Annotated in this window: 28 protein-coding genes and 1 tRNA gene; 24 read left to right on the plus strand and 5 right to left on the minus strand. The window is 64.7% G+C overall.

The window, feature by feature from the left end; translation table 11 throughout:
- The first annotated feature begins 128 nt into the window (after window positions 1-128).
- The 18 genes from aspS (at window position 129) to queC (ending at window position 16410) form a co-directional block, all read left to right on the plus strand.
- A complete protein-coding gene (gene aspS, locus K5K93_RS17060; protein ID WP_222388497.1) occupies window positions 129-1880 on the plus strand; it encodes an aspartate--tRNA ligase in 1752 nt (583 codons plus the stop codon).
- A gap of 16 nt (window positions 1881-1896) precedes the next feature.
- A complete protein-coding gene (locus tag K5K93_RS17065; RefSeq protein ID WP_132824389.1) occupies window positions 1897-2232 on the plus strand; it encodes a DNA primase in 336 nt (111 codons plus the stop codon).
- Window positions 2233-2264: 32 nt separating this feature from the next.
- The gene (locus K5K93_RS17070; protein WP_032975141.1) at window positions 2265-2786 is read left to right on the plus strand and encodes a GNAT family N-acetyltransferase; all 522 of its coding nucleotides are present in this window, start codon (window positions 2265-2267) and stop codon (window positions 2784-2786) included.
- A gap of 77 nt (window positions 2787-2863) precedes the next feature.
- Window positions 2864-3496: an alpha/beta fold hydrolase gene (locus K5K93_RS17075; protein WP_025874679.1), complete on the plus strand. Its 633-nt coding sequence runs from the start codon at window positions 2864-2866 to the stop codon at window positions 3494-3496.
- 176 nt (window positions 3497-3672) lie between these two features.
- A complete protein-coding gene (locus K5K93_RS17080) occupies window positions 3673-4404 on the plus strand; it encodes a YebC/PmpR family DNA-binding transcriptional regulator (protein WP_032975140.1) in 732 nt (243 codons plus the stop codon).
- 129 nt (window positions 4405-4533) lie between these two features.
- Window positions 4534-5055: a crossover junction endodeoxyribonuclease RuvC gene (gene ruvC, locus K5K93_RS17085; RefSeq protein WP_093818726.1), complete on the plus strand. Its 522-nt coding sequence runs from the start codon at window positions 4534-4536 to the stop codon at window positions 5053-5055.
- A 13-nt stretch (window positions 5056-5068) separates the two neighbouring features.
- Complete coding sequence (ruvA, locus tag K5K93_RS17090) at window positions 5069-5662, plus strand: Holliday junction branch migration protein RuvA (RefSeq protein ID WP_006386266.1); 594 nt, start codon at window positions 5069-5071, stop codon at window positions 5660-5662.
- Between the two features lie 49 nt (window positions 5663-5711).
- Entirely contained in the window at window positions 5712-7631 is a 1920-nt protein-coding gene (locus tag K5K93_RS17095; protein ID WP_033831825.1) for a potassium transporter Kup, read from the plus strand.
- A gap of 366 nt (window positions 7632-7997) precedes the next feature.
- Window positions 7998-9038 (plus strand): Holliday junction branch migration DNA helicase RuvB, encoded by a 1041-nt coding sequence (gene ruvB, locus K5K93_RS17100; protein WP_025874674.1) that lies wholly within the window; start codon window positions 7998-8000, stop codon window positions 9036-9038.
- Window positions 9028-9465, plus strand: coding sequence for a tol-pal system-associated acyl-CoA thioesterase (gene ybgC, locus K5K93_RS17105; RefSeq protein ID WP_032975136.1), 438 nt, complete (start codon window positions 9028-9030; stop codon window positions 9463-9465). Before ruvB ends, ybgC begins: the two co-directional genes overlap by 11 nt.
- Before the next feature lie 10 nt (window positions 9466-9475).
- Window positions 9476-10255, plus strand: coding sequence for a protein TolQ (gene tolQ, locus K5K93_RS17110; protein ID WP_025874672.1), 780 nt, complete (start codon window positions 9476-9478; stop codon window positions 10253-10255).
- 24 nt (window positions 10256-10279) lie between these two features.
- Window positions 10280-10708, plus strand: a complete 429-nt coding sequence (gene tolR, locus K5K93_RS17115; RefSeq protein ID WP_025874671.1) for a protein TolR — start codon at window positions 10280-10282, stop codon at window positions 10706-10708.
- Window positions 10698-11753: a cell envelope integrity protein TolA gene (gene tolA, locus K5K93_RS17120; RefSeq protein WP_222388498.1), complete on the plus strand. Its 1056-nt coding sequence runs from the start codon at window positions 10698-10700 to the stop codon at window positions 11751-11753. The genes tolR and tolA overlap by 11 nt, the downstream gene beginning before the upstream one ends.
- A 249-nt stretch (window positions 11754-12002) precedes the next feature.
- The gene (gene tolB / locus K5K93_RS17125; protein WP_222388499.1) at window positions 12003-13322 is read left to right on the plus strand and encodes a Tol-Pal system beta propeller repeat protein TolB; all 1320 of its coding nucleotides are present in this window, start codon (window positions 12003-12005) and stop codon (window positions 13320-13322) included.
- A 64-nt stretch (window positions 13323-13386) separates the two neighbouring features.
- Window positions 13387-13905: a peptidoglycan-associated lipoprotein Pal gene (pal, locus tag K5K93_RS17130; RefSeq protein ID WP_089236555.1), complete on the plus strand. Its 519-nt coding sequence runs from the start codon at window positions 13387-13389 to the stop codon at window positions 13903-13905.
- 3 nt (window positions 13906-13908) lie between these two features.
- Entirely contained in the window at window positions 13909-14727 is an 819-nt protein-coding gene (gene ybgF / locus K5K93_RS17135; protein ID WP_025874667.1) for a tol-pal system protein YbgF, read from the plus strand.
- A 237-nt stretch (window positions 14728-14964) separates the two neighbouring features.
- A complete protein-coding gene (gene queE, locus K5K93_RS17140) occupies window positions 14965-15666 on the plus strand; it encodes a 7-carboxy-7-deazaguanine synthase QueE (protein ID WP_025874666.1) in 702 nt (233 codons plus the stop codon).
- 78 nt (window positions 15667-15744) lie between these two features.
- Window positions 15745-16410 carry a 7-cyano-7-deazaguanine synthase QueC gene (gene queC / locus K5K93_RS17145; protein ID WP_032975132.1) on the plus strand — a complete coding sequence of 222 codons (666 nt, stop codon included), beginning with the start codon at window positions 15745-15747 and terminating at the stop codon, window positions 16408-16410.
- Between the two features lie 69 nt (window positions 16411-16479).
- On the opposite strand, the gene K5K93_RS17150 is transcribed toward queC, so the two are convergent.
- Window positions 16480-17439, minus strand: coding sequence for a DUF2268 domain-containing putative Zn-dependent protease (locus K5K93_RS17150; RefSeq protein WP_222388500.1), 960 nt, complete (start codon window positions 17437-17439; stop codon window positions 16480-16482).
- Between the two features lie 174 nt (window positions 17440-17613).
- On the opposite strand from K5K93_RS17150, the gene K5K93_RS17155 reads away from it, so the two are divergent.
- The 3 genes from K5K93_RS17155 (at window position 17614) to K5K93_RS17165 (ending at window position 19065) form a co-directional block, all read left to right on the plus strand.
- Window positions 17614-17689: transfer RNA gene (locus tag K5K93_RS17155), tRNA-Lys, on the plus strand.
- Between the two features lie 180 nt (window positions 17690-17869).
- Complete coding sequence (locus K5K93_RS17160) at window positions 17870-18310, plus strand: Pycsar system effector family protein (RefSeq protein ID WP_222388501.1); 441 nt, start codon at window positions 17870-17872, stop codon at window positions 18308-18310.
- Between the two features lie 17 nt (window positions 18311-18327).
- A complete protein-coding gene (locus K5K93_RS17165) occupies window positions 18328-19065 on the plus strand; it encodes an adenylate/guanylate cyclase domain-containing protein (protein WP_222388502.1) in 738 nt (245 codons plus the stop codon).
- A gap of 3 nt (window positions 19066-19068) precedes the next feature.
- On the opposite strand, the gene K5K93_RS17170 is transcribed toward K5K93_RS17165, so the two are convergent.
- On the minus strand, window positions 19069-19482 hold the full coding sequence (locus K5K93_RS17170; RefSeq protein WP_222388503.1) for a hypothetical protein: 414 nt from the start codon (window positions 19480-19482) through the stop codon (window positions 19069-19071).
- Between the two features lie 66 nt (window positions 19483-19548).
- Window positions 19549-19764: a hypothetical protein gene (locus K5K93_RS17175; RefSeq protein ID WP_222388504.1), complete on the minus strand. Its 216-nt coding sequence runs from the start codon at window positions 19762-19764 to the stop codon at window positions 19549-19551.
- Window positions 19765-19851: 87 nt separating this feature from the next.
- Between K5K93_RS17175 and K5K93_RS17180 the strand changes: the two genes are divergently transcribed.
- Window positions 19852-20985: a hypothetical protein gene (locus K5K93_RS17180; protein ID WP_222388505.1), complete on the plus strand. Its 1134-nt coding sequence runs from the start codon at window positions 19852-19854 to the stop codon at window positions 20983-20985.
- A 352-nt stretch (window positions 20986-21337) separates the two neighbouring features.
- A complete protein-coding gene (locus tag K5K93_RS17185; protein ID WP_222388506.1) occupies window positions 21338-21799 on the plus strand; it encodes a glycoside hydrolase family 104 protein in 462 nt (153 codons plus the stop codon).
- Between the two features lie 504 nt (window positions 21800-22303).
- On the opposite strand, the gene K5K93_RS17190 is transcribed toward K5K93_RS17185, so the two are convergent.
- Entirely contained in the window at window positions 22304-22633 is a 330-nt protein-coding gene (locus tag K5K93_RS17190) for a hypothetical protein (protein ID WP_222388507.1), read from the minus strand.
- A 78-nt stretch (window positions 22634-22711) separates the two neighbouring features.
- The gene (locus tag K5K93_RS17195) at window positions 22712-23068 is read right to left on the minus strand and encodes a hypothetical protein (protein WP_105164539.1); all 357 of its coding nucleotides are present in this window, start codon (window positions 23066-23068) and stop codon (window positions 22712-22714) included.
- 713 nt (window positions 23069-23781) lie between these two features.
- Here K5K93_RS17195 and K5K93_RS17200 point away from each other — a divergent pair.
- Window positions 23782-24627 (plus strand): alpha/beta hydrolase-fold protein, encoded by an 846-nt coding sequence (locus K5K93_RS17200; RefSeq protein WP_222388508.1) that lies wholly within the window; start codon window positions 23782-23784, stop codon window positions 24625-24627.
- Window positions 24628-24702 lie beyond the last annotated feature (75 nt).

The raw sequence follows: 24702 nt of genomic DNA on the forward strand, positions 1-24702 counted from the left end.
CTATAAGGACGGGGGCGATCAAGCCCGCGTGACCGTCCGCATTTGCCCCGGCCGGGGCCTCGGCCGCAGAATAAGAGGCTTTCCGGCCCCCATCAGGCGCCGGCGTTCTCCAGCGGAGCTTTCCCCCCATGCGTACCCACTTCTGCGGCCTGGTCGATGAGACCCTGATTGGCCAGACTGTCACCCTCGCCGGCTGGACCGACGTGGCCCGTAACCAGGGCGGCGTCTGCTTCATCGATCTCCGCGATCATGAAGGCATCGTGCAGGTGACGGTGGAGCTCGACAACGCCGAAGTGTTCGCCGTGGCCGCCAGCCTGGGCTATGAGGACGTGCTGCAGGTGGAAGGCGTGGTACGTGCCCGCCACGCGGTCAACGACAAGCTGCGCACGGGCAAGGTGGAAGTGATCGCCACCGCCATCACCGTGCTGAACAAGGCCGCGCCGCTGCCGTTCCACGCCCACGAGAACCCCGGCGAAGAAACCCGCCTGAAGTACCGCTACCTGGACCTGCGCCGTCCGGAGATGCAGCGCATGCAGCGCACCCGCATCAAGCTGGTGCAGGCGCTGCGCCGCCACCTGGACGAGAAGGGCTTCCAGGACATCGAAACGCCGATCCTGACCAAGGCCACCCCGGAAGGCGCACGCGACTTCCTGGTGCCGGCGCGCATGCACCCGGGCGAGTTCTATGCCCTGCCGCAGAGCCCGCAGCTGTTCAAGCAGATCCTGATGGTGGCCGGCTTCGACCGCTACTACCAGATCGCGCGCTGCTTCCGCGACGAGGCCCTGCGTGCCGACCGCCAGCTGGAATTCACCCAGCTGGACATGGAGTTCGCCTTCGTCCGCGAGCGCGACGTGCAGGACTTCGTCGAAGACATGATCCGCGCCATCTTCAAGGAAGTGGTCGACGTCGAACTGGATGCCACCTTCCCGCGCATGACCTGGGCCGAGGCGATGCGTCGCTATGGTTCGGACAAGCCGGACCTGCGCATCGCGCTGGAACTGGTGGACGTGGCCGAGCTGGTCAAGACCAGCGAATTCCCGGTGTTCACTGCTGCTGCCAATGACGCCGATGGCCGCGTCGCCGCGCTGCGCATCCCCGGTGGTGCCAGCCTGTCGCGCAAGCAGATCGACGAGTACGCCGCGCATGCCGCCAAGTACGGTGCGAAGGGCCTGGCCTACATCAAGGTGGGCGAGAACGGTGAAATCAGCTCGCCGATCCAGAAGTTCTTCAGCGAAGAAGGCTTCGCCGCCCTGGTCGCCCATGTCGGCGCCGGCAACGGCGACATCGTGTTCTTCGGTGCCGGCGGCTACAACAAGGTGTCCGACTTCATGGGCGCGCTGCGCCTGAAGGCCGGCAAGGATTTCAGTCTGGTTGCCGATGGCTGGGCACCGCTGTGGGTGACCGACTTCCCGATGTTCGAATGGGACGAGGAAGCGCAGCGCTACGTCGCCCTGCATCACCCCTTCACTGCGCCGGCCGTGGACGACATCGCCGACCTGCGCGCGCACGCCAAGACCGCAGTTTCGCGCGGCTATGACATGGTGCTCAACGGCAATGAAATCGGCGGCGGTTCGATCCGTATCCACCGCCCCGACATGCAGAGCGCGGTATTCGAACTGCTCGGCATCGGTGCCGAAGAAGCCCGTGCCAAGTTCGGCTTCCTGCTCGACGCGCTGAACTACGGCGCGCCGCCGCACGGTGGCATCGCCTTCGGCATCGACCGCATCGCCGCGCTGATGGCCGGCACCGAGTCGATCCGCGACGTCATCCCGTTCCCGAAGACCACCGGTGCGCAGGATCTGATGACCGACGCGCCGTCGCCGATCGTCGACGAGCAGCTGGCCGAAGTGCACATCCAGGTTCGCCCCAAGAAAAACTGATCAGGAGATCCAGGCAATGACCGAGTTTGCGTTTTCGCTGGAGTGGGAAAAGCTGGGCAATGAAGGCTCCGAGGCCAACCTGGTCACCGAGCGTGCACGTGTCTTCGGTGGTTGGCTGGTCCGTGTCGGAACCAACCCGTCGGCCATGGCCCTGACCTTCGTCGCCGACGGCGAAGGCCGCTGGGACGGTGAAGACTTCGGCGTCGAGGATTACGAAGACGACGAAGAGGAAGAGTACGACGAGGACGAGGAAGGCGAAGAAGAGGAAGACGGCGAGGAAGAAGAGGACGACGAGGAATACGAAGAAGAGGAAGAGGAAGACGACGACAAGGAACCGGCGGAGCGGGCTTGACCCGAACCGTGGTCCTGACGTCAACTCGACCCATGTATTCGATCCGCCGCGCCACTGTGGACGACGCGCCGACCCTGTCGGCGCTGGCCGCACGCACGTTCACCGAAACCTTCGGCCACCTGTATCCGCCGCAGGACCTGCAGGACTTCATCGACGAGGCCTACACGGTCGAGCGCCAGCGCACGATCCTGGCCCACCCCGATTACGCGGTGTGGCTGCTGGAGCTGGACGGGGAGGCGGTCGGCCATGCCGCCGCCGGCCCCTGTGGGTTGCCGCATCCGGACGTGAAGCCCGGTGACGGTGAGCTCAAGCGCCTGTACCTGATCAAGACGCAGCAGAGCTGCGGCTGGGGCAGCCGCCTGCTGGAAACCGCGCTGGCCTGGCTGGAGCACGACGGCCCGCGCACGCTGTGGCTGGGCGTGTGGTCGGAAAACTTCGGCGCGCAGCGCTTCTACGCCCGGTATGGTTTTGAAAAGGCCGGCGAGTACCTGTTCCCGGTGGGCGATACCAACGATCTTGAGTTCATCCTGCGCCGTCTGCCGCATCCGGCCTGAAAGCGTTCACCACCGCTTGCCCCTGGCTTGTGTTCAATCACCGTAGTTCCGCCCCGCTGACCGCCAGGCTGTTGCACATGACTCCCCCCGTTCTGTTGTTGCATGGCATCTGGAATGCCCGTGCCTGGGTCGGGCCGCTGGCCTGGCGCCTGCGCGCGCGTGGCTTCCAGGTCCATACCTTTGGCTACTCGTCCGTATTTGGCGGCCCCGATGTGGCCGTGCCGCAGTTGCTGGAGCGGCTGGCAGATGCAGGCCCGCTGTCGCTGGTCGGGCACAGCCTGGGTGGCCTGCTGGCGCTGGAAGCCCTGCGCCGGCAGCCGCAGTTGCCCGTGCAGCGCGTGGTCTGCCTGGGCTCGCCACTGCGGGGCAGCGGCACTGCGCGCTCGTTGTCCGAACATGGTTGGGGCCTGGCCCTGGGCCGCAGCAGCGAACTGCTGCTGGACGGGCTGCCGGACTGGCAGGGCAAGGCCGCGGTGGGCCTGATCGCCGGCTCGGTGCCGCATGGGCTGGGCAGCCTGCTCGGGGCGCTCGATGACGATTCCGACGGTACCGTGGCGCTGGCCGAGACCCGCCTGCCGGGCCTGGCCGACCACTGCGTGGTGCGTACCAGCCACAGCGGCCTGGTGGTGTCACCCGATGCCGCGCGGCAGACCGCGCATTTCCTCCGCCATGGCCAGTTCGACCATGGCCGGGACGCCGCCGCCGCGTAAGGCGGTTCGCCGGGCATGGCCCGGCGCTACCGCCCTGCCTTGGTGGGTGCGAACCGTTGGTTCGCACGCTCTCGCCGGGCCACCCCCGGCGGCATCCATCCGTCCTCGACACGGTCAGCGGGCCCGATCAGGTAGAATCCGCGGCCTTATCCATCAACGCACGTACGGAAAGACCCATGGGTAGAGGCCCCTCCATCGAGAACCGCAAGAACGCGTCTGACGCGAAGCGCGGCAAGATTTTCACCAAGATCATCCGTGAGATCGGCGTGGCCGCCCGCGGCGGTGGAGGCGACCCCAACAACAACCCGCGCCTGCGTGTGGCCGTGGACAAGGCGCTGACCGCGAACATGTCCAAGGACGTGATCGAGCGCGCCATCAAAAAGGCCACCGGTGAACTGGAAGGCGTCGAGTACGAAGAGATCCGCTACGAGGGCTACGCGCCCGGTGGCGTGGCCGTCATCGTCGATTGCCTGACCGACAACCGCGTGCGCACCGTGGCCGACGTCCGCCATGCGTTCAGCAAGTGCGGCGGCAACATGGGCACCGAAGGCTCGGTCAGCTTCATGTTCAAGCGCGTGGGCGTGCTGCACTACGGCGCCGGCGCCGATGAGGACGCCATCTCCGAAGCGGCCATCGAGGCCGGTGCCGATGACATCGTGGTCTACCCGGAGGATGGCGCGATCGACGTGCTCACCGCCGCGGACAGCTTCCACGCAGTCAAGGATGCGATGCAGGCGGCTGGCCGCACGCCGGATCATGCCGAGCTGACCTTCCGTGCCGACAACGACATCAAGGTCGAGGGCGATACCGTCCTGCAGGTCAAGAAGCTGCTGGACATGCTGGAAGACCTCGACGACGTGCAGGACGTGTACTCCAACGCCGATCTCGGCGCGGACGCCTACGCCTGAACGGACGCTGCGCCGGTCGCCTTTGGCGGCCGGTGAGCGGACAATGCGGACCATGATGACCCCAGACGTTTCCAGCCATCACCGCCGCATGCGTCCTTCCCGGATCAGCGGCCTGCGCGCGTGTGCCGCATGACCCGCATTCTTGGCATCGACCCGGGTTCACAACGGACCGGGGTCGGCATCATCGATGTCGATGCCAGCGGCCGGGTCAGCCACGTGCATCACCAGCCGCTGGTGCTGCTCGGCGCCGATGACTTCCCGCAGCGCATGAAGCTGCTGGTGCTGGGCCTGGCCGAGCTGTGCCTGCAGTTCCAGCCGCAGGAAGTGGCCATCGAAAAGGTGTTCATGGCGCGCAACCCCGATTCGGCGCTGAAGCTGGGCCAGGCCCGTGGCGCGGCGATTTCGGCGGTGGTGCTGCGCGACCTGCCGGTGCACGAATACGCTGCCAGCGAGATCAAGCTGGCGGTGGTCGGTCGTGGCGGCGCCGAAAAGCAACAGGTTCAACACATGGTCGGGCTCATGCTCAACCTGAAAACCAAGCTGCAGGCCGACGCGGCCGACGCGTTGGCCGTGGCCATCACCCATGCCCACGTAAGGGCAACGGCCAACCGCCTGGGGCTGACTGCCCGCCAGGCGTGGGGCCGCAAATGAGGAGCTGCACGCAATGATCGGTCGACTGCGCGGAATCGTCGCCTACAAGGCGCCGCCGTGGCTTGTGGTGGACGTCAACGGGGTGGGCTACGAGCTGGAGGCGCCGATGAGCACCTTCTACGACCTGCCCGAGCTGGGCCGTGAGGTCACGCTCTACACTCATTATTCGCAGAAGGAAGACAGCGTCTCGCTGTACGGCTTCCTGCGCGAAGGCGAGCGCCGCCTGTTCCGCGACGTGCAGAAGGTCAGCGGCATCGGCGCGAAGATCGCGCTGGCCGTGCTGTCCGGGGTCACCGTCGAAGAATTCGCCCGCATGGTCCAGGCCGGTGACATCACCGCGCTGACCCGCATCCCCGGCATCGGCAAGAAGACCGCCGAGCGCATGGTGCTGGAACTGCGCGACCGCGCGGCGCAGTTCGGTGCCGGTGGCGCTCTGCCGACCGGCAGTGGCCCGGCCCCGGCCGATCCGCTGTCCGATGCCACCGTGGCCCTGCAGCAGCTGGGCTACAAGCCCGCCGAGGCGGCGCGGATGGCGCGCGAGGCCTTCAACGAGGGCGACGAAGTGGCCACTGTCATCCGCAAGGCCCTGCAGTCGGCGCTGCGCTGAGCCGCTCCGCTTCCTTTCCCATTACACCCTGAGCTTCGCCAGGAGCCCCATGTCCAGCAGTCAAACCCCGCACACCGCCGCCCATGGTGGCCATGGTCACGCTCCCCCCGCCGGGGGCCTGGCGCTGATCATCGGTGCGATCGGCGTGGTCTTCGGCGATATCGGCACCAGCCCGCTGTACACCCTGAAGGAGGCGTTCTCGCCGCACTACGGGCTCAACAGCGACCACGACACCGTGCTGGGCGTGCTGTCGCTGGCGTTCTGGGCGCTGAACATCGTGGTCACCCTGAAGTACGTGACCATTATCATGCGCGCCGACAATGACGGCGAGGGCGGCATCATGGCGCTGATGGCGTTGACCCAGCGCACGCTGCGCAACGGGTCGCGCTCGGCCTACGTGGTCGGCATCCTCGGCATCTTCGGCGCCTCGCTGTTCTTCGGCGATGGGGTGATTACCCCGGCGATATCGGTGCTGGGTGCGGTCGAAGGCCTGGAGGTTGCCGCGCCGGGGCTGCATGCCTTCATCGTGCCGATCACCGTGGTGGTGCTGCTGGCCGTGTTCGCGGTGCAGCGCTTCGGTACCGCGAAGATCGGCAAGCTGTTCGGCCCGATCACCTCGATCTGGTTCATTTCGCTGGCCGCGATCGGCATCTACAACATCGTCGACGCGCCGGAAGTGCTGAAGGCATTCAACCCGTGGTGGGCGATCCGCTTCTTCATGGAGCACGGCTGGCACAGCATCTTCATCCTCGGCGCGGTGGTGCTGGCGGTGACCGGTGGCGAGGCGCTGTACGCCGACATGGGCCACTTCGGTGCCAAGCCGATCCGCCACGCCTGGTACTTCTTCGTGCTGCCCTGCCTGGTGCTGAACTACCTGGGGCAGGGCGCGCTGGTGCTCAACCATCCCGAGGCGGTGAAGAACCCGTTCTTCGAGGCGGTGCCGTCGTGGGCGCTGTACCCGATGATCATCCTGGCCACGATGGCGGCGGTGATCGCCTCGCAGTCGGTGATCACCGGTGCGTTCTCGGTCTCGCGCCAGGCCATGCAGCTGGGCTACATCCCGCGCATGCGCATCAAGCACACCTCGCACGACACCATCGGCCAGATCTACATCCCCGGCATCAACTGGGGCATCGCGGTGATGGTGATCGGCCTGGTGCTGGCCTTCCGCAGCTCGTCCAACCTGGCCGTGGCCTACGGCATCTCGGTGTCGGCCACCATGCTGATCGATACCCTGCTGCTGGCCCTGGTTGCACGTTCGCTGTGGCCCAAGGCACGCAACTGGATCCTGCCCTTGTGCGTGGTGTTCTTCATCATCGATCTGGGCTTTGTCATCGCCAACGGCGCCAAGCTGCTGCAGGGCGCCTGGTTCCCGGTGGTGCTGGGCATCTTCCTGTTCACCATGATGCGCACCTGGCGCCGTGGCCGCGAACTGCTGCGCGACGAGATCCGCAAGGACGGCATCCGCATCGACACCTTCCTGCCGGGCCTGATGCTGGCGCCGCCGGTACGCGTACCCGGCACCGCGGTGTTCCTCACCGCCGACCCGACCGTGGCCCCGCATGCGCTGATGCACAACCTCAAGCACAACAAGGTGCTGCATGAGCGCAACGTGTTCCTGCACGTGGTGACCCTGCCGGTGCCGTACGCGGCGGAAGGGCAGCGCCTGAAGATCGAATCGGTGGGCGATGAGTTCTATCGGGTCTACGTGCGTTTCGGCTTCATGGAGACCCCCGACGTACCGCTGGCGCTGATGCGCTCGTGCGACCACGGTGGCATCTACTTCGACCCGATGGACACCACCTTCTTCGCCAGCCGCGAGACCATCGTCGCCACCGCCAACCGCGGCATGCCGATCTGGCGCGACAAGCTGTTCGCGCTGATGCACCGGAACGCCGCCCCGGCGACGGGCTTCTTCCGGATTCCGGGCAACCGCCTGGTCGAGCTGGGCGCGCAGGTGGAGATCTGACCGCGCGGGGTCGGATCCCTTTTCCACAGGAAAAGGGATCCGACCCCATGTCCGTGTCATCCAGCTCCATCCACGCATGGCGTGGATCTACCGTGTCGACCAAGGTCGACAACCACCAGGAGCAGACCATGCCATTCAGACAGATCGCGGAGATCTGTCGAAGGCGGGGTGGGTCCGGTTGCGGGGGCGTGAGCCGCATGGATGCGGCGACCGAGCTTACATGGACGTACTTGCAGCGCCCCCCGCAACCGGACCCACCCCGCCATCCCGCAGTAAACCCGCTTTTGACGTTGACGTTGACGTTGCATGTAGCGGGTGCCGGGCGCAGCCCGGCCGAAACCCGTACTTTTACCGCATAATCAGCACATGACCGACGACCGCATCATCGCCGCCGGCGCCACCCGCGAGGATGACGCCGCCGACGCCAGCATCCGACCCAAGCGACTTGCCGACTATCTCGGCCAGGTGCCGGTGCGCGAGCAGATGGAGATCTACATCCAGGCCGCCAAGGGTCGTGGCGATGCGTTGGACCACGTCCTGATCTTCGGTCCTCCCGGCCTGGGCAAGACCACCCTCAGCCACGTCATCGCCAACGAACTGGGCGTGGCCCTGCGCGTGACCTCCGGCCCGGTGATCGAGAAGGCCGGCGATCTGGCCGCGCTGCTGACCAACCTGCAGCCGCACGATGTGCTGTTCATCGACGAGATCCATCGCCTGTCGCCGGTGGTGGAAGAAGTGCTGTACCCGGCGATGGAAGATTTCCAGATCGACATCATGATCGGCGAGGGCCCTGCGGCGCGCTCGATCAAGATCGACCTGCCGCCGTTCACCCTGATCGGCGCCACCACCCGCGCCGGCCTGCTGACTGCACCGCTGCGCGACCGCTTCGGCATCGTCCAGCGCCTGGAGTTCTACAGCGTCGAAGAACTGACCCGCATCGTGCGCCGCTCGGCCGCGATCCTGGCCATCGACTGCACCGCCGACGGGGCAGGGGAGATCGCGCGCCGCGCGCGTGGCACCCCGCGTATCGCCAACCGCCTGCTGCGCCGCGTGCGCGATTACGCCCAGGTCAAGGCCGGTGGCCACATCGACCAGACCGTGGCCCAGGCCGCAATGCAGATGCTCAAGGTCGACCCGGAAGGCTTCGACGAGCTTGACCGCCGGCTGCTGAAGACCATGGTCGATTACTTCGACGGTGGCCCGGTGGGCATCGAGTCGCTCGCCGCGGCGCTGTCCGAAGAGCGTGGCACGCTGGAAGACGTGGTCGAGCCGTACCTGATCCAGCAGGGCTTTCTGGTGCGCACCGCGCGTGGCCGCATGGCCACCCACAAGGCCTACCGGCACATGGGCCTGAAGCCGAAGAACCCGCCGCAGGACCTGTTTGCCGAGGTCCCCGATGTCGGTTGAACCGCGATTCAGTTGGCCGACACGCATTTACTGGGAAGATACCGACGCTGGCGGCGTGGTCTACCACGCCCGCTACGTGGCCTTCATGGAACGGGCCCGGACCGAATGGATGCGCGCGCTGGGCTACGGCCAGGAGCGCATGCGGTCCGAGCACGGCATGGTCTTCGCGGTGCGCTCCATGCAGATGGACTTCATCAAGCCGGCACGGCTGGATGACCAGCTGCAGGTAAGCGCCACCCTGGTCCAGCTGAAGAAGGCCAGCATGGTCTTCGACCAGCAGGTCCTGCGCGACGGCCAGCTGCTGCTGTCCGCACAGGTCCGCATCGCCGCACTGGACGCGGCCAGTTTCCGCCCGCGTGGCATGGACGATGCCGTCCTTGCCGCGCTGCAACCCCACCTCCACCCCGAATCCGAACAGAACTCTTGAGGAACAACGGATGATCGCAACGCTCCTGGCCCTGCAGGCCACGGTCACCGAGGCTTTGCCGGCTGACGTCAGCAATGCCGCGACCCAGACCCTTGCCCAGGCCACCACCGGCGGCGGCATCAACTACCTCGAACTGATGGCCAAGGCCAGCCTGCCGGTGAAGATCATCGTGCTGGCGCTGCTGGTCGGCTCGTTCGTCAGCTGGGTGATCATTTTCCGCAAGGCCCGCATCTTCAAGCAGGCCACCCGCGAAGCCGACGAGTTCGAGAACCGCTTCTGGTCCGGTGCCGACCTGGGCAAGCTGTACAGCTCGGCCACCGACCGCAGCCGCAATGTCGGCGGCCTGGAAGCCATCTTCGAAGCCGGTTTCCGCGAGTACACCCGCCTGCGCGACAAGCGCCGGCTGGATGGCCGTGCCCAGCTGGAAGGTGCCCAGCGCGCCATGCGCACCACCTACACCCGCGAAGTCGACCAGCTCGAGCGCAACCTGGAACTGCTGGCCAACATCGGCTCTACCGCCCCGTACGTGGGCCTGGTCGGTACCGTGTTCGGCATCATGGTGACCATGCACGACATGATCAGCAGCGGCGCCCAGGCCGGTATCGCCGCCGTCGCCCCGGGCATCTCCGAAGCGCTGTTCGCCACTGCCATCGGCCTGTTCGTGGCGATCCCGGCGGTATGGGCCTACAACCGCTTCACCACCCGCGTGGAGCGCATGTCGGTGCGTTTCGAGACCTTCGCCGACGAGTTCAGCTCGATCCTGCAGCGCCAGAGCGCTGGCGACGAGTAAGCGCCAGACCCGGGAGTCCAAGCCATGTCCGCTGCCATCGGTCGCCGCAAGCGCCGCAAGCTGAAATCGGAAATCAACGTCGTTCCCTATATCGACGTCATGCTGGTGCTGTTGATCATCTTCATGGTCACCGCGCCACTGCTCACCCTGAGCTTCGATGTCGACCTGCCCAATTCCAACGCCAAGGCGCTGGAAAGCAAGCAGGACCCGGTGATCGTCTCGGTGCGCCAGGACGGCCAGCTCAGCCTGAAGCTGCCCGACGCCAAGGAACCCACGGCCGTCACTGCCGAGGAACTGCAGGGCCACCTGTCCGGCATCGCCGCGCAGGACAAGGGAGTGCGCGTGATCGTCGCCGCCGACCGTGCCGTGGCCTATGAAAAGGTCATCGCGGCGATGGACGTGATCAAGCGCGCCAACGTGGACAAGGTAGGCCTGGCCACCGATGCACGCTGACGCCCTGCCGCCACCGCACAAGCAGGAACCCGGCTGGGGCCAGCCGCTGGTGCTGGCCGTGCTGGTGCACCTGCTGGTCGCGTTGATCTTCATCGGCGCCTGGCTGTGGTCACCGCAGCGCAATACCGATGCCGCCGCAGGCGATCCCTCGGTCGAGGCCAGCCTGGCGCTGTCCGCGTCCGAAGCCGCCGCCGCCCGCCAGGCCCTGCGCCAGTCGGAAAAGCTGGAAGACCTGCCGCCGCCGGTGGCCGAGCCGATCCCGGTGCCGGAAGACACCATCCCGCCGCCGCAGCCGATTGAAGAGCCGCGCCCGCAGGACGCACCGACGCCGCAGCAGCAACAGGCGCAGGAGCGCGTGGCGCAGCCCGATACCAAGGACCAGGACGCGGTCAGCGCGTTGGCGGTCTCGCAGGAAAAGGCCAAGCAGGAGCAGGAAGCCAAGCGCCGCCAGGAGCAGATCGACCTGACCGAGCGCAAGCGCCAGGAAGAGGCCGAGCAGAAGCTGCGCCTGGCCAAGCAGCAGGAAGCGGATGCCAAGAAGAAGCAGGCCGAGCAGGAGCGCCTGGCCGCTGACAAGGCCGAGGCCGAGAAGCAGAAGAAGATCGCCGACATCCGTGCCCGCCGCGAGCAGGCCGAGAAGGAAGCCAAGCTGGCCGAGCAGAAGCTGCGCCAGGTCGCCGCTGCGCGCAATGCCGCAGGCACGGCCGCTGCCGGTGCCAGTGGTGCCGCGCAGCCGGCTGCCGGTGGTGGTGGCAGCAGTGATGATCTGTCTGCCAAGTACGCGGCGGCCATCCAGGCCAAGGTGCTGGCGCAGTGGGTGCGTCCGGACAGCGTGCCGCTGGGCCAACGCTGCCAGATCACCATCAACCAGTTGCCGGGCGGTACCGTCCGCAGCGCCACGGTCAGCGCCGGCTGCCCGTTCGATGAGGCCGGCAAGCGCTCGATCGAGGCCGCCGTGCTCAACGCCCAGCCGCTGCCGTACCGCGGTTTCGAGCAGGTATTCGCACGCACGATCAACTTCACGTTCACCGCCCAGGATCGCTGAGGCGCGGGGGCAGGGCAGCCCTTTGGGGCTGTCCCGTCATCCATGACGCCTTTAGCTCTGGATCGTGCGGGCCCGTCCACGCCATGATTGGGACGCGTCATTCGCACGAAAGGTGGCCGCGACGTTAACGGCATGTGAGAGACCCGGCTGGCACTGACCAGGAATTCACGTACCCTTGGTTCATGATTGCGAAGCGGTTCACTGCCGTTTTGCTATCCCTCGTTCCGGTTCCCCCTATTTGAGCGCTCCATGAAGAAGATGCCTCGCTGGCTTGCCGTGTTTGCGGCCCTGTTGCTGCCCTTTGCTGCCGTCGCGCAGCAGAAGGGGCTGGATATCGACATCATCGGCGGCAATGCCTCCGCCCTCCCGATCACCATCGTGCCGATGCCCTACCAGGGTGCAGCCGGTGCTCCGCAGACCGACGTCGCCGGCGTGGTCCGTGCCGACCTCGAACGTTCGGGCCAGTTCCGCACGCTGCCCGAAGCGCAGATCGTCGAAAAGCCGACCCGCGGCGGTGACATCCAGTTCGCCACCTGGCGCGCGCTGAAGCAGAACTACATCGTCGTCGGCCGGGTCATGGACGCCGGTGCCGGCGCCTACCGCGTCGAGTACGAACTGTTCGACGTGCCCAAGGGCGAGCGCCTGCTGGGCCTGGCGATGACCGCACGTGGCAATGCCATGCGCGACGTTGCCCACCAGATGGCCGACGCCATCTACGAGAAGATCACCGGTGTCCGTGGTGCCTTCTGGACCCGCATCGCCTACGTGACCGCCAGCGGCAAGGGCGACGCCATGCGCTACGCGCTGATGGTGGCCGATTCGGACGGCTTCAACCCGCAGACCATCGTCCGTTCGGCCGAGCCGCTGCTGTCGCCGTCGTGGAGCCCGGATGGCAACAAGCTGGCCTACGTCAGCTTCGAACGTGGCAATTCGGCCATCTACATCCAGAACATCTCCACCGGCGCCCGTGAGCTGGTCACCAGCTTCCGCGGCATCAACAGTGCCCCGGCGTTCTCGCCGGACGGCCGCAAGCTGGCCCTGACCCTGTCGCGTTCGGGCAACCCGGAAATCTACGTGATGGATCTGGGCAGCAAGCAGCTGACCCAGCTGACCAACCACTTCGCCATCGATACCGAGCCGACCTGGGCGCCGGACGGCAGCGCGGTGTACTTCACCTCCGACCGCGGCGGCCGTCCGCAGGTCTACAAGGTCGGTGCCGGTGGTGGCAGCGCCGAGCGCGTGACCTTCCAGGGCAACTACAACGCCAAGCCCTCGGTCTCCTACGACGGCAAGAAGATCGCCGTCGCGCAGGGGTCGGGCAACAGCTACAAGATCGCGATGATGGACAGCTCGCTGGGTTCGCCGCGCTGGAGCACGCTGTCGCCGGGTTCGCTGGACGAATCGCCGAGCTTCGCGCCCAACGCGAGCATGGTGCTGTATGCCGCCCGTGAGGGTGGTCGTGGTGTGCTGTACGCCGTCTCGGCCGATGCGCGCGTGCGCCAGCGCCTGGTTCTGGCAGACGGTGATGTGCGCGAGCCGGCGTGGTCCCCATACCGTACCCAGCGCTAAAAGAGTGTTAATATTTTCTCTGTATTGAACCCCTCATCGGCTTAGGAGCCACAAAGGTATCGCCATGAACAAGTCCACCCGCGTTCTGCTTGTTTCCCTGCTGTCTGTGGCCGTCCTGGCCGGTTGCTCGAAGAAGGTCAAGGAAGAAGCCCCGGCTCCGGTCGATACGGGCACCTCGACCACCACCCCGACCGGTCCGTCCACCTCCGGCCTGTACGGCCCGGGCGACCTGGACACCGATGCCTGCCTGCGCCAGCGCGTTGTCTACTTCGACCTGGACAAGGAAGAAGTGAAGCCGGAATTCCAGGCCATCATGGCTTGCCACGCCAAGTACCTGCGTGACCGTCCGTCCTCGCGCATCACCCTGCAGGGCCACACCGACGAGCGCGGTTCGCGCGCGTACAACCAGGCCCTGGGCGAGCGTCGTGGCAACGGCGTCAACTCGGCACTGCAGGCCAACGGTGGCTCGGCTTCGCAGCTGACCGTCGTGTCCTACGGTGAAGAGCGTCCGGTCTGCACCGAGTCGAACGAGTCCTGCTGGTCGCAGAACCGTCGCGTCGAAATCGTCTACACCGCGCAGTAATCCATGCGCCTTGGCATCAAACTGATGCTGGTCGTTGCGGCAGCCCTCGTGGCTGCCGCACCGGCGCATGCACAACGTCAGAGCCTGGCCGACCGCGTCGGTTCGCTCGAGCAGCAGATGTACAACAACAGTGCCAACCAGGACCTGTTGAACCAGATCAATCAGCTGCGGCAGCAGGTCACCAGCCTGCAGGCCTCGATCGAGCAACTCCAGCACGACAACGCCCAGCTCAAGCAGACCGCCCAGGACCAGTACCTGGATCTGGACAGCCGCCTGAACCGGTTGGAAGGGGGCTCTGCCGCCCCGGCCCTGCCTGCGGTTCCGGCGAGCGCACCGAAGGCTCCTGCAGCCCCGGCAAAACCCGCAGCGGCGGCCACTTCCGAGCGGCCGCCTTCCGTCCATGGTGACCCGGGCAGCCTGGCCGTCACCGGTGACGAGCGTACGTCCTACAACGTGGCCTTCGACGCATTGAAGGCGGGCAAATACGATGATTCGGCGCAGCTGTTCCTGAGCTTCCTGGAGCTGTACCCGAACGGCGTCTACGCCCCCAATGCCTTGTACTGGCTCGGCGAAAGCTATTACGCCACCCGCAATTTCCCGATGGCCGAGTCCCAGTTCCGCGAACTGCTCTCGCGCTATCCCACCCACGACAAGGCCGCTGGCGGCCTGCTCAAGGTCGGCCTCTCGCAGTACGGCGAGGGCAAAGTCGACCAGGCCCAGCAGACGCTGGAGACCGTCGTGGCGCAATACCCGGGCTCGGATGCCGCGCGTACCGCGCAGGACCGCCTGCAGTCGATCCGCCTCGGCAATCAGATCCGCTGATCCGCTGACCGGGCGTACAATGTGTTCCCCGTAGCGCCGAGCCCTTGCTCGGCTGCTTTCGTTTCCGGGTCGGCAAACCCGTCCGGATCCGGTAGCGCCGGGCCATGCCCGGCGGCTTGCATTACCCGCCGGGCCATACCCGACCGGCTGCTGTTGTAGAGCCGAGCCATGCCCGGCTGCGTTCGTTACCGGCCACGGTAGCCCACCCGCCACGTGTCCCATCAAGAAGTCCCTGCCATGACCGCCGTTCCCCCGTCCGCCGCCGTCGCCACGCCCAGCGAAATCGTGCAGTCGCCCCTGCCGCGCCTGAAGATCACCGAGATCTTCACCTCGCTGCAGGGCGAAGCCGATACCGCCGGTTGGCCGACCGTGTTCGTGCGCCTGACCGGCTGCCCGCTGCGCTGCCAGTACTGCGACACCGCCTACGCCTTCCACGGCGGCACCTGGTGGGACATCGACGACATCGTCGCCCACGTGCAGGCGCAGGGCGTGCGCCACGTCTGCGTGACCGGCGGCGAGCCGCTGGCGCAGAAGCGCTGCCTGGTGCTGCTGCAGAAGCTGTGCGATGCCGGCCTGGATGTGTCGCTGGAAACCTCCGGTGCGCTGGACGTCAGCGCCGTTGATCCGCGCGTGTCGCGCGTGGTCGACATCAAGACCCCGGGCTCGGCCGAGGTCGCGCGCAACCGCTGGGAAAACCTGCCGCTGCTGACCACGCGTGACCAGATCAAGTTCGTGATCTGCAACCGCGAAGACTACGACTGGGCCAAGGCCATGGTCGCCGAACACCAGCTGGTGCAGCGCACGATGGTGTTCTTCTCTCCCAGCAAGGGCGAAATCACTGCCCGCCAGCTGGCCGACTGGATCGTGGAAGACCGGCTGCCGGTGCGCTTCCAGATGCAGTTGCATAAAATCCTGTGGAACGACGAGCCGGGCCGATGAGCCGGCGCAGCGTTTCCTGATGTAGCTCCGGCGCGGGACAGCGTGCTGGCTTTCTCCCCCCAACCGGATGATTTACCCATGAAGAAGGCAGTCGTGCTTCTCTCCGGCGGCATGGATTCAGCCGCCGTCATCGCCATGGCCCAGGAACAGGGCTTCGCCGTGCATGCCCTCAGCGTGCGTTACGGCCAGCGCCACACCTCCGAGCTGGATGCCGCCGCACGCGTGGCCAAGGCCCAGGGCGTGATCGTGCACAAGACCGTGGACGTGGACCTGCGCAGCATCGGCGGCTCGGCGCTGACCGACGACATCGACGTGCCCGAGGCGGGCGGCGAGGGCATCCCGGTGACCTACGTGCCGGCACGCAACACCATCATGCTGTCGCTGGCGCTGGGCTGGGCCGAAGTGCTTGGCGCCAACGACATCTTCTGCGGCGTCAACGCCGTGGACTACTCCGGCTACCCGGATTGCCGCCCCGAGTTCATCGCCGCCTTCCAGGCCCTGGCCAACCTGGCGACCAAGTCGGGCGTGGAAGGCGCGGGCATCACCGTGCATGCACCGCTGCAGTTCCTCAGCAAGGGCCAGATCGTCAGCGAAGGCGTGCGACTGGGCGTGGACTTCGGCCTGACCGTGTCCTGCTACAACGCCGATGCCAGCGGCGCGGCCTGCGGCCACTGCGATGCCTGCCGCCTGCGCGCGCAGGGCTTCGCCGATGCCGGCGTGGCCGACCCGACGCTGTACGCCTGACCGCGCCCGGTGGGTGGTGGGTGCGAACCGTTGGTTCGCACTGCCTGACCCGCCGGGCTCGGCCCGGCGCTACCGCTGCTGCAACCAACCCGATGCTTCAATGAAACCGCGCACCGCAACCGGATCGCTGTAATCCAGCTCGATCATCCGTGCGATCGCCGCCTGCTCATCCGGCTGCTGCCGCATGTACTCCTGCGCGATGCGATACCCCGCGTAGTAGCCCGCATCACTCACCCCGAACGGATTGCGGGCATTGTTGTACAGCCAGCTGTCCAGCGTATCGCCGTCCATCTCGGCGATGAAGCGAGCGCGGATCTCCGATTCGTGCAACGGCCCGTAGGCATACAGCGGCAGTGCCGGGCGGCGGCCGCTGATCCGCTCGGCGATGTACTCGGCCACGCCCTCGCGCACCGCGTACTGCGCGAGCGAACCGGTGGTCTCGCGCTGCTGGGTGTGCACGTACTCATGCAGGTTGTTCTGCGCGTTGTTCGCGCCCGGCGCGCTGTCGTAGAAAATCCGCAGGCGACTGCGCAACGGCTCCGGCAGTTCGCTGACATCCACACTTGCATCGCCGAGTGCCATCTCCGCGCCGATCAGCACTTGGTTGCCCAGCGTGGTGCCGCCTGTGCGCAGCACGCCCACCGCATAGGTGATGCTGGCCGGGCGCAGGGCGGGGTAGAGCTTACGGAACACAGCCAGATCCCGCTCCAGCGTAGCGCTGGCCTGCCGGGCGTTGGCGGTCAGCGGCCGCACCGAGGCCCAGAAGCGCGGCCAGGCGAGCATTGCTTGTGCGTATTCGACGGCGGTGTAGCTGCGCACCTTCATCAGCGCATGCAGGCCAGGGCTGCCGGGCTCGATATAGCGCTGCTGCACCAGGGCCACACGCTGCGCGGCATCGGGCTCGGTGAGCACCGCATCGTAAGTAGCCCAGAAGCGGCCGATGTCGTCGGTCCGCACCTGTGCAGGCGATGCCGCAGCGGCGGCAAACGGCAGCAGCAGGGCGAGCATCAGCGGCAGTGGCAGGCGCATCCATCGCTCCGGGGCAGGGTCGCAGGTGAGATGCGGCGCGTGGCGGAAAGGTTTAGAGGCCCGCAGCCGAGGCAGTGGCGGCCGCTGGCCGGCAACCTGGTAGATCCCCGGCTTCACCCCACCCGGAAAAGTACGGTAGAATGCCCACCCCGCCGAAAGGCCGGGGCCTTGCATGGGCCGTTAGCTCAGTCGGTAGAGCAGAAGACTTTTAATCTTTTGGTCGATGGTTCGAATCCATCACGGCCCACCATTGCAATCAATGACTTAAAGCGCCCGAGTGGCGCTTTTTTTCGTCTTCTCCGTAATTCCCTCCGTAAAACGACCCGCAGAGTAGTTGCAATGCGCGCTGTGAGAGTCAGAATCTCACGGCAAAGATCAGGGTGGACGCGACATGGAGTCATCACAAAGAGCTTGGACGCATCTTCAGGTAGTGCTGAGCATCTTTCCTCGCGTGGATACAATGCTTGCGGTGCTGTTGGGTGTAAACACAGCAATGTCAGGCGTTCTTTTCTCCAAGTGGCCGGAGGCAGCCCACGCAGGAGCCGCCTTAGTGATCCTGACCATGGCCTTCTCCTTGTTCTCTGGCCTGTCCTACCTCGCCATCTATCGGGCGGCATTCCCAAATGTCGATCCGGCCGGTAAGTCAACCATCTTCTTCGGGCATGTTGCAAAACTCACGTCCACGGAATACGCGCGGCTGTTGCTCGACGTATCTGATCGAGACCTTGCCGTGGAGATTGCTCACCAGGTTTGGAGGAACTCTTCAATCCTGACTACCAAGTACAAGCATCTTCGCCGGGCGTTCGGATGGCTACTTGCGTCTATCGTTCCGTGGGTTGTTTCGTTGCTCTCAATCTCAATCGCCGCCTAAGGCAAAAGGATTTGCACATGGGACTGAAGGAAGGCATCGAGGCTGAGGTAGATGGCGTACTGGCGACTTCGTGGTCTCCCCGCGAAGGTAGAGACGTCCCAGAAGCGGAAGACGTCGCGCTAGGTTCTGGGGCAGTGAAGCTAGATGTTGCGATGCTCTATGCTGACCTCGCTGAGTCCACCAGAATTGCCATGACTCTCCCTGCGTGGTTGGCTGCCGAGATAGCGAAGGCTTTCCTGGCTACAAGCTGTCGAATTATTCGGTACCACGGCGGTCACATCCGCAGTTTCGACGGGGATCGCGTCATGGGGGTCTTCATCGGAGACGACAAGTGCGTCAGGGCGGCAAAGGCTGCGTTTCAGATCAACTGGACCGTAATCCACGTTCTAAGGCCGAAATTCTCCAAGTACGGCCACCTCGCGGAAAACGGAATAGTTATTAACCATGGTACCGGGATAGATGCCGGTCAAGTGTTTGTCGCAAGAACGGGGATTCGCCGGAATAACGATCTTGTCTGGATCGGGCGCGCACCCAACATCGCCGCAAAACTGGCTTCTGTGCGCGAGAGCACCTATACGACCTATGTCACCGACGTTGTCTTCTCGCAGCTGGATGAACACACCTATTACCACTATCCGCCTGATAGAAGTGCCAAGCGAATCATGTGGGAGCTCTGGGAATGGCGAGATGCGCCGGCGAAAATGAAGGACGTCATCTATCGGTCGAACTGGTGGTGGCGCCCACCTAGTGGCTAAGAACTAGGTTGACCCGGACGGCTTCACCCGAGGAACGCTTTTATCGTAGACCTTCATCATGGCGTCTGTGACGCCCAGGGCAACCTGCCTGTCTGCGGTGATGATGGCGAGTTGGATGAAGCGCTGCCAAGTGCTGTCCAGGCTGGTCTTCTGCAGAGATTCGCTATGCTCAGCAAGGAATAGGTGGCGCTGGTCAGCGCGCAGCTGCACTGGCAGGCTGTGGCGCTCGATGATGGACTCGCTGCGCGCGATCGCGGCATCCCATGCACTTCGCAGCCGTGGCGTCCATTCCACCAGGTTGTCGCGACTGCGCTCCCGGCGATTGGTGTGCAGCCCCTCGTTAGTGCCTTGCGCTTCTGTCAGCGTGAGCGTCTCAATTCGGTCGTGCTGGTTTGGGAGAGCGTCCGTGTCGACCATGATCGGATCGTCATTGATGGCCTGATGTAGCACCGGCCGTTGGGGCGGTCGGTTGGCAGGCGGCCTTCACTTCATGGTGGGGAGGGTCCGAAGCCAGTTGTCCATCCCCTGATTCTGGCGTGCGCGATACGCTTTGTTCATCACCTTCGCGGCCTCAATTGAACGCTCGAGGATTGCATCGAAGGAGACGTCCTCCTTCATGTCACCAATCGCGCGCGCGACAGCCTGGGTGTAGATTGCCTCAACAAGTTTCATATCCACTGACACTGCTTCCTCGCTCATCCTTTTTCTCCTTAGCAGCCCCGGCCAATCCGGGGCCTCTGACGATGGTAGCACCGGCTGGGAGGGCCACGGGGGCAGTAGCACCTGATGCCATCGAGCAGTACTATCCGCCGTGTTACATGGCAGGGCAGCAAGCAGAGATTAGAGACCTTTTTCTGGCGTGCCGCCGGGATCGCTTCGTCCAAGGAGATGGATTTGACAATCAATATTGCGCTCGCAACTTACGACAGCATTGTCTTGGGGTGCGACAGTTTGTCTAGCATTGTAGAAAACGTAATTTTCCCGTTCGAGCATGAGTATGCGAAGGATGCTACCGGCAATTACATTCTTGATGCGGAAGGGAATTTTCTCCTTTCGATTAGTATGGATAAGGTGACGCAGGTTGCGACTACAGTGTTTGGTGGTGTCAGCAAGATGTTCTGCGTTCACGAGGAAGGAAGCGGAGGAGATGATGTATCCGTTGCAGCTGTCACTGCCGGTCTGGCTATTCTGGGAGGAGTGACGATCGCGGAGCAGGTCAAGAGATTCCGTCGAGGTCAGAAAGGAATTCAATACAGAACTACCGAGGCTGTAGTAAACGCCTTCTATGCTCACTTCAAAGCGGAATGGGACAGGCAGTTTTCTCATGTCCCCGCAGATCAGCGTGCATTCCTTCCGACTCTTCAGTTCATAGCAGCTGGCTATGGTCCAGACGATGAGCACCTAAAAGTTTTTCGGATTGATGTCCGTGAAGAGTCTGTTGACGAACAGTTCACAAATGGCAACCACGCCGGGATGTGCTGGGGAGGGATGGCTAACTATGTTGAGCGTCTCACGAAAGGTGTGGATTACAGCCTGGTCTATACAGCCACCCGGCAAGTAGCCTCTGCCATGGCAGATCAGCGTGAGAAGGTTCTCAAGGACGTATCGGACGCTCTCGCCGCTGCAGGCATCGCATTGCCTGAGGGGCTTGAAATTAATGTAACTGAACAGTCTTCACCGACTCTGCCTTGGGATTCACATGCGGCAGACATCGATTTCGGGAACTTGTCCACACAGTACGCGGTCGAACTAGTAGAGCTTCTTGTAAACACCCAGTCCGGCATGCAACGATTCGCCCGCGGGATCCCAACGGTAGGTGGTCGCACCCACATTGGGGTACTCAAGAGAGGCGAGGGGTTCAAGCCATTGAACGAGCCGACTCTTCAGCATCTACATACTGGATACAGCCATGATTTCTAGCCTTGTCATGAACAACGGATCTCAGACGTACACTGAGAAGCGTGCGCGCTCTCCGCGTGCCGATGAAAGGTCGGGCTCAATTCGGTCCAAGGACACCTCGCAAACCACGGTGAAGGTCAGAACCTACACCGTAGGGGTAAAGGACGGACAGCTTGTCCTAGCTGCAAACCCAAAGAGAACTGTTGTTAAAACGAAGTAGTAGAGCCCCGCTTCGGCGGGGCTTTTCATTTCTACGTCGGTTGAAGCCTCGGTCCAGCCCGGTAGCATGGCCCCCAACACCCGAGGGGGCCGCGGCATGGCGTAAATCGCAGCACACGATGCTGGCGGCCAGAACGTTGTGGCGTTCTTGAACATGCTGGCTTGGTTCGAAGAGACCTACAACGGGCGCAAGTCCACGAAGAACCATGGCAATGACGTGCTGGTTGGTGGTGTCCTGTTCACCGACCTGAGCAAGCACCCGGTCAAGCTGGTACGGCCGACCCAAAAACTGGCCTCCACCGCCGTAGGCAGCTACCAGTTCCTGTCCCGGACGTGGGGCGTGCTGCAGAAGCAGCAGGGCCTCCCCAATTTCAGTCCGCTGAGCCAGGACAAGGCCTGCATTGAGCTGATCCGTGGCCGCCGCGCGCTTGATTCGGTAGAGGCCGGTGAGTTTGATCGCGCTGTCGCGTGGTGCTCCAAGGAGCCTGCCAGCCGCACACGGCCGGGCGCGCCAGCTGGGCTGCCACGATCACCGGCACGGCAACCCCGATCGACGTGGCCAATGGGACCGTTGCAGCTGGTCTGCCCACGCTGTCGCTGGCGCCTGGGGTCCTAGCGGCTCTGGCAGAGGCGAAAACCGCGCTGCAGCTCTCAGACGTTAGCGGCTCGAACAGCGTCTGGGTGACGTCGAACAGGTCGGGCGGCATCGTCCTGAATCTGGATAGCGATCAGGCGTCCCCGGTAGCCCTGACGACCTACAGCATCGATGCTTCGGGCGCACGAGATTGGTTCGGTCCGGCGCTGTTCGAATCCACGGGTGTCATCAATGGCGGCGCATTGTCGATCAATGCGGGCAACAACGCCCGTTTCGATATGGCGCAGGCAGTAATCGGATATGTCGATTGGAGCAATACTCCAGCTCAGCGTGGCCGTATGCTGAACTCTAGCGTCGGGCCGTTAACTGCGCAGGTCGTGACCAACATCGGCATGGCCAATGCGACCTATGTAGGCATCCAGGTGCCGGCCGGGACGAACATTCAGCAGACCAGCCCGTTCTCAAACGCCCAGCGTCAAAAAGGCACCGCTCGGCGGTGCCTTTTTTCTTGCAGAACGTGGAGTCCTACTTGGACGTCGCGCCCTGAGAACGGGCCGCCTCGCGCTTCGCCGCCGCCTGTGCGGCAACCGCTGCCGCGTTGGCGGCAGCATTCGCCGCACGCTCCACTGCGGCGCGCTCTGCGTCGAACCGGGCTTGCCGCTGGGCGCTGTAATTGCGCTCCAGTTCCAGCGAGGCAGTGAAGCTGTCGGGGTGCTTTGCGGCGCACGCCTGCTGCACCAATTGCACGGCGTGGTCGGACAGGCCGGGTTGGATATTGCCGAGCAGGCAGTCGGCGTATGGCACGGAAGCGGCCGGGCTTGCGGCCAGCGCGGCAATGATCATGGCATTCAACATGCGAACCTCCTTGTGTCAGTGTCGATGGAACCCGGAACGGGCCCGGTCCGAGTATGGCTGGATTATGGTGCAGGGTTGCTACTCAGGCCGGATATCCCGGCACACCAGTTCCGCCAGCCCGCGGAAGGCGAAGAACAGCCCTTCGACCACGCCGTCATCCAGATGCCGGTCCGGCGTTGCGATTGACCGGCAGCGGTCGGCGGCGTGCAGCATCTCTGCCACGGTCAGCATGCCGACGGCCGCGCGCTCCACGCGTGACAGTGCCAGCCTGCGCCCTGCGGGAAGGCTGGTATCAGGCCAGGGCTGGCCGTCTGCACCTTCGCCCGCGCGGATGCGCTCGAGGCAGCCCAGGAACGTGCTCAGTTCGGGCGCAGGGTTGTCATCGTCGTCGTTGACGCTGGCGGCATATGAGGGATAGGGCGGACCTTCGGTCATCTCGGCTTCCTCGGCTCTGAGGTGGGAATGCCACCGCGTGAGGCGGGTGGCGGACGGTGCATGGCTGCAAGCCGGGAAGACAGTAAGCAGTTAACCGGCGGATCCGAAGACCCCCACGCACCGCCCGCCATAAAGGCCGACGGATCACCCGCCGGCACGGTCCGGAGACAGTGCCGACGGGTGAGCGCAAACAACATGCTTTTTGTCTTCCCAGGCTTGCAGGCCCGGTGCCACCCGTTGTCGGTGGCGCAGCATGGTGTTTACGCCTGCGCTTGGATTTCAATCAGAAATTTCCGCAAGGACATGCGGAATCCAGACGCGCGACGATGGTGGCGCAGGCCTGTCCTGCGCAGCAAGCGTCAGTACACGACGCATTCGTTTCCGCGTCTGGTTGATCGCGCTGGAAGATGCCGCAAACCGCACATTGCGATGCATCTGCCGTGAGCCAGCGCGTGTAAAGCTGGCTTCACTTTCGCCATCAATGTCCTCTGTGCGTTCCAGTTGTACCCACCGCATTTCGGTGCAGGTGCGACGATAGTGGCGTCCTTGGCGGTTCAAACACGACACATGGCGGTGCACGCGCGGTATGGGGCCCTATCCGGGCGCGAGTCACGGCAAGTCATCCGTGCATGGCGTGGATCTACGCATCTGGCAGGCGCCAATGCGCGCGTCCGGGCGCTATGCTCGGCATCTTTCGCTGGATGGGGCGTCCCATGCGTTTGATCGTGCTGTCGCTGTTGTTGTCCTGTGTCTCCGCCGCGCCGCTGATGGCCGCCGAACCGGCGCCTCAGCCGACGGTCGCCTCTCCATTGGTCATCGGCGAGACCTTCACCCTCCAGTCCAAGGCGCTGGGCGAGATCCGCCGCATCAACGTCTACCGCCCGCAGCCGTGGGGCCTGGACCCGAAGACGCCACTGCCGGTGCTGTACATGCCCGACGGCGGCATCGGCGAGGACTTCCTGCACGTGGCCGGGTTGGTGCAGGTGCTGACCGGCAACGGCAGCATGCGCCCGTTCCTGCTGGTCGGCATCGAGAACACCGAGCGCCGCCGCGACATGACCGGCCCGAGCCGTGATCCTGAGGACCAGAAGATCGCGCCGCGCATTGGTGGCTCGGCGGCGTACCGTGATTTCCTGCGCGATGAACTGATGCCGGAGGTACGCCAGCGTTATGCGACCACCGACGAGCGGGCACTGATCGGCGAATCGCTGGCCGGGTTGTTCGTGATCGAGACGCTGCTGCAGGAACCCACCCTGTTCAACAGCTACATCGCGCTGGACCCCAGCCTGTGGTGGAACCACGGCGCCTTGCTGTCTGGCGCAGGCAAGCAGGTGCCGTCGGTCGCGCGCAGCGGTGCGCGGCTGTTCCTGGCCAGCAGTGGCCAGCCGGAACTGGCAGCGTCGAGCGCACGCTTGGCGGCGCTGCTGCAGCAGGCATCGCCGGCAACGCTGGTGAAGTACCAGCCGCTGCCGGAAGAGACCCACGCCACGATCTACCACCCGGCGGCCCTGCAGGGCCTGCGTACGTTGTTCCCGGCACAGCCGCCAGCGTCGCCCTGAGAGGGGTTTGGCGCGCAACAACGCGGTGTGTGAGGATGCATCAGCGGCGCCACCTGGGTGCGCCGCCCGCAACAG

The sequence above is a fragment of the Stenotrophomonas sp. DR822 genome (assembly GCF_019793815.1).
In the GTDB taxonomy this organism is placed as follows: domain Bacteria; phylum Pseudomonadota; class Gammaproteobacteria; order Xanthomonadales; family Xanthomonadaceae; genus Stenotrophomonas; species Stenotrophomonas indicatrix.

Bases quoted from the DNA above. Each gene is read 5' to 3' on its own strand.
- aspS (WP_222388497.1), top strand. From the start codon at position 129: ATGCGTACCCACTTCTGCGGCCTGGTCGATGAGACCCTGATTGGCCAG.
- K5K93_RS17065 (WP_132824389.1), top strand. From the start codon at position 1,897: ATGACCGAGTTTGCGTTTTCGCTGGAGTGGGAAAAGCTGGGCAATGAA.
- K5K93_RS17070 (WP_032975141.1), top strand. From the start codon at position 2,265: ATGTATTCGATCCGCCGCGCCACTGTGGACGACGCGCCGACCCTGTCG.
- K5K93_RS17075 (WP_025874679.1), top strand. From the start codon at position 2,864: ATGACTCCCCCCGTTCTGTTGTTGCATGGCATCTGGAATGCCCGTGCC.
- K5K93_RS17080 (WP_032975140.1), top strand. From the start codon at position 3,673: ATGGGTAGAGGCCCCTCCATCGAGAACCGCAAGAACGCGTCTGACGCG.
- ruvC (WP_093818726.1), top strand. From the start codon at position 4,534: ATGACCCGCATTCTTGGCATCGACCCGGGTTCACAACGGACCGGGGTC.
- ruvA (WP_006386266.1), top strand. From the start codon at position 5,069: ATGATCGGTCGACTGCGCGGAATCGTCGCCTACAAGGCGCCGCCGTGG.
- K5K93_RS17095 (WP_033831825.1), top strand. From the start codon at position 5,712: ATGTCCAGCAGTCAAACCCCGCACACCGCCGCCCATGGTGGCCATGGT.
- ruvB (WP_025874674.1), top strand. From the start codon at position 7,998: ATGACCGACGACCGCATCATCGCCGCCGGCGCCACCCGCGAGGATGAC.
- ybgC (WP_032975136.1), top strand. From the start codon at position 9,028: ATGTCGGTTGAACCGCGATTCAGTTGGCCGACACGCATTTACTGGGAA.
- tolQ (WP_025874672.1), top strand. From the start codon at position 9,476: ATGATCGCAACGCTCCTGGCCCTGCAGGCCACGGTCACCGAGGCTTTG.
- tolR (WP_025874671.1), top strand. From the start codon at position 10,280: ATGTCCGCTGCCATCGGTCGCCGCAAGCGCCGCAAGCTGAAATCGGAA.
- tolA (WP_222388498.1), top strand. From the start codon at position 10,698: ATGCACGCTGACGCCCTGCCGCCACCGCACAAGCAGGAACCCGGCTGG.
- tolB (WP_222388499.1), top strand. From the start codon at position 12,003: ATGAAGAAGATGCCTCGCTGGCTTGCCGTGTTTGCGGCCCTGTTGCTG.
- pal (WP_089236555.1), top strand. From the start codon at position 13,387: ATGAACAAGTCCACCCGCGTTCTGCTTGTTTCCCTGCTGTCTGTGGCC.
- ybgF (WP_025874667.1), top strand. From the start codon at position 13,909: ATGCGCCTTGGCATCAAACTGATGCTGGTCGTTGCGGCAGCCCTCGTG.
- queE (WP_025874666.1), top strand. From the start codon at position 14,965: ATGACCGCCGTTCCCCCGTCCGCCGCCGTCGCCACGCCCAGCGAAATC.
- queC (WP_032975132.1), top strand. From the start codon at position 15,745: ATGAAGAAGGCAGTCGTGCTTCTCTCCGGCGGCATGGATTCAGCCGCC.
- K5K93_RS17150 (WP_222388500.1), bottom strand. From the start codon at position 17,439: ATGCGCCTGCCACTGCCGCTGATGCTCGCCCTGCTGCTGCCGTTTGCC.
- K5K93_RS17165 (WP_222388502.1), top strand. From the start codon at position 18,328: ATGGGACTGAAGGAAGGCATCGAGGCTGAGGTAGATGGCGTACTGGCG.
- K5K93_RS17170 (WP_222388503.1), bottom strand. From the start codon at position 19,482: ATGGTCGACACGGACGCTCTCCCAAACCAGCACGACCGAATTGAGACG.
- K5K93_RS17175 (WP_222388504.1), bottom strand. From the start codon at position 19,764: ATGAGCGAGGAAGCAGTGTCAGTGGATATGAAACTTGTTGAGGCAATC.
- K5K93_RS17180 (WP_222388505.1), top strand. From the start codon at position 19,852: ATGCCATCGAGCAGTACTATCCGCCGTGTTACATGGCAGGGCAGCAAG.
- K5K93_RS17185 (WP_222388506.1), top strand. From the start codon at position 21,338: ATGCTGGCTTGGTTCGAAGAGACCTACAACGGGCGCAAGTCCACGAAG.
- K5K93_RS17190 (WP_222388507.1), bottom strand. From the start codon at position 22,633: ATGTTGAATGCCATGATCATTGCCGCGCTGGCCGCAAGCCCGGCCGCT.
- K5K93_RS17195 (WP_105164539.1), bottom strand. From the start codon at position 23,068: ATGACCGAAGGTCCGCCCTATCCCTCATATGCCGCCAGCGTCAACGAC.
- K5K93_RS17200 (WP_222388508.1), top strand. From the start codon at position 23,782: ATGCGTTTGATCGTGCTGTCGCTGTTGTTGTCCTGTGTCTCCGCCGCG.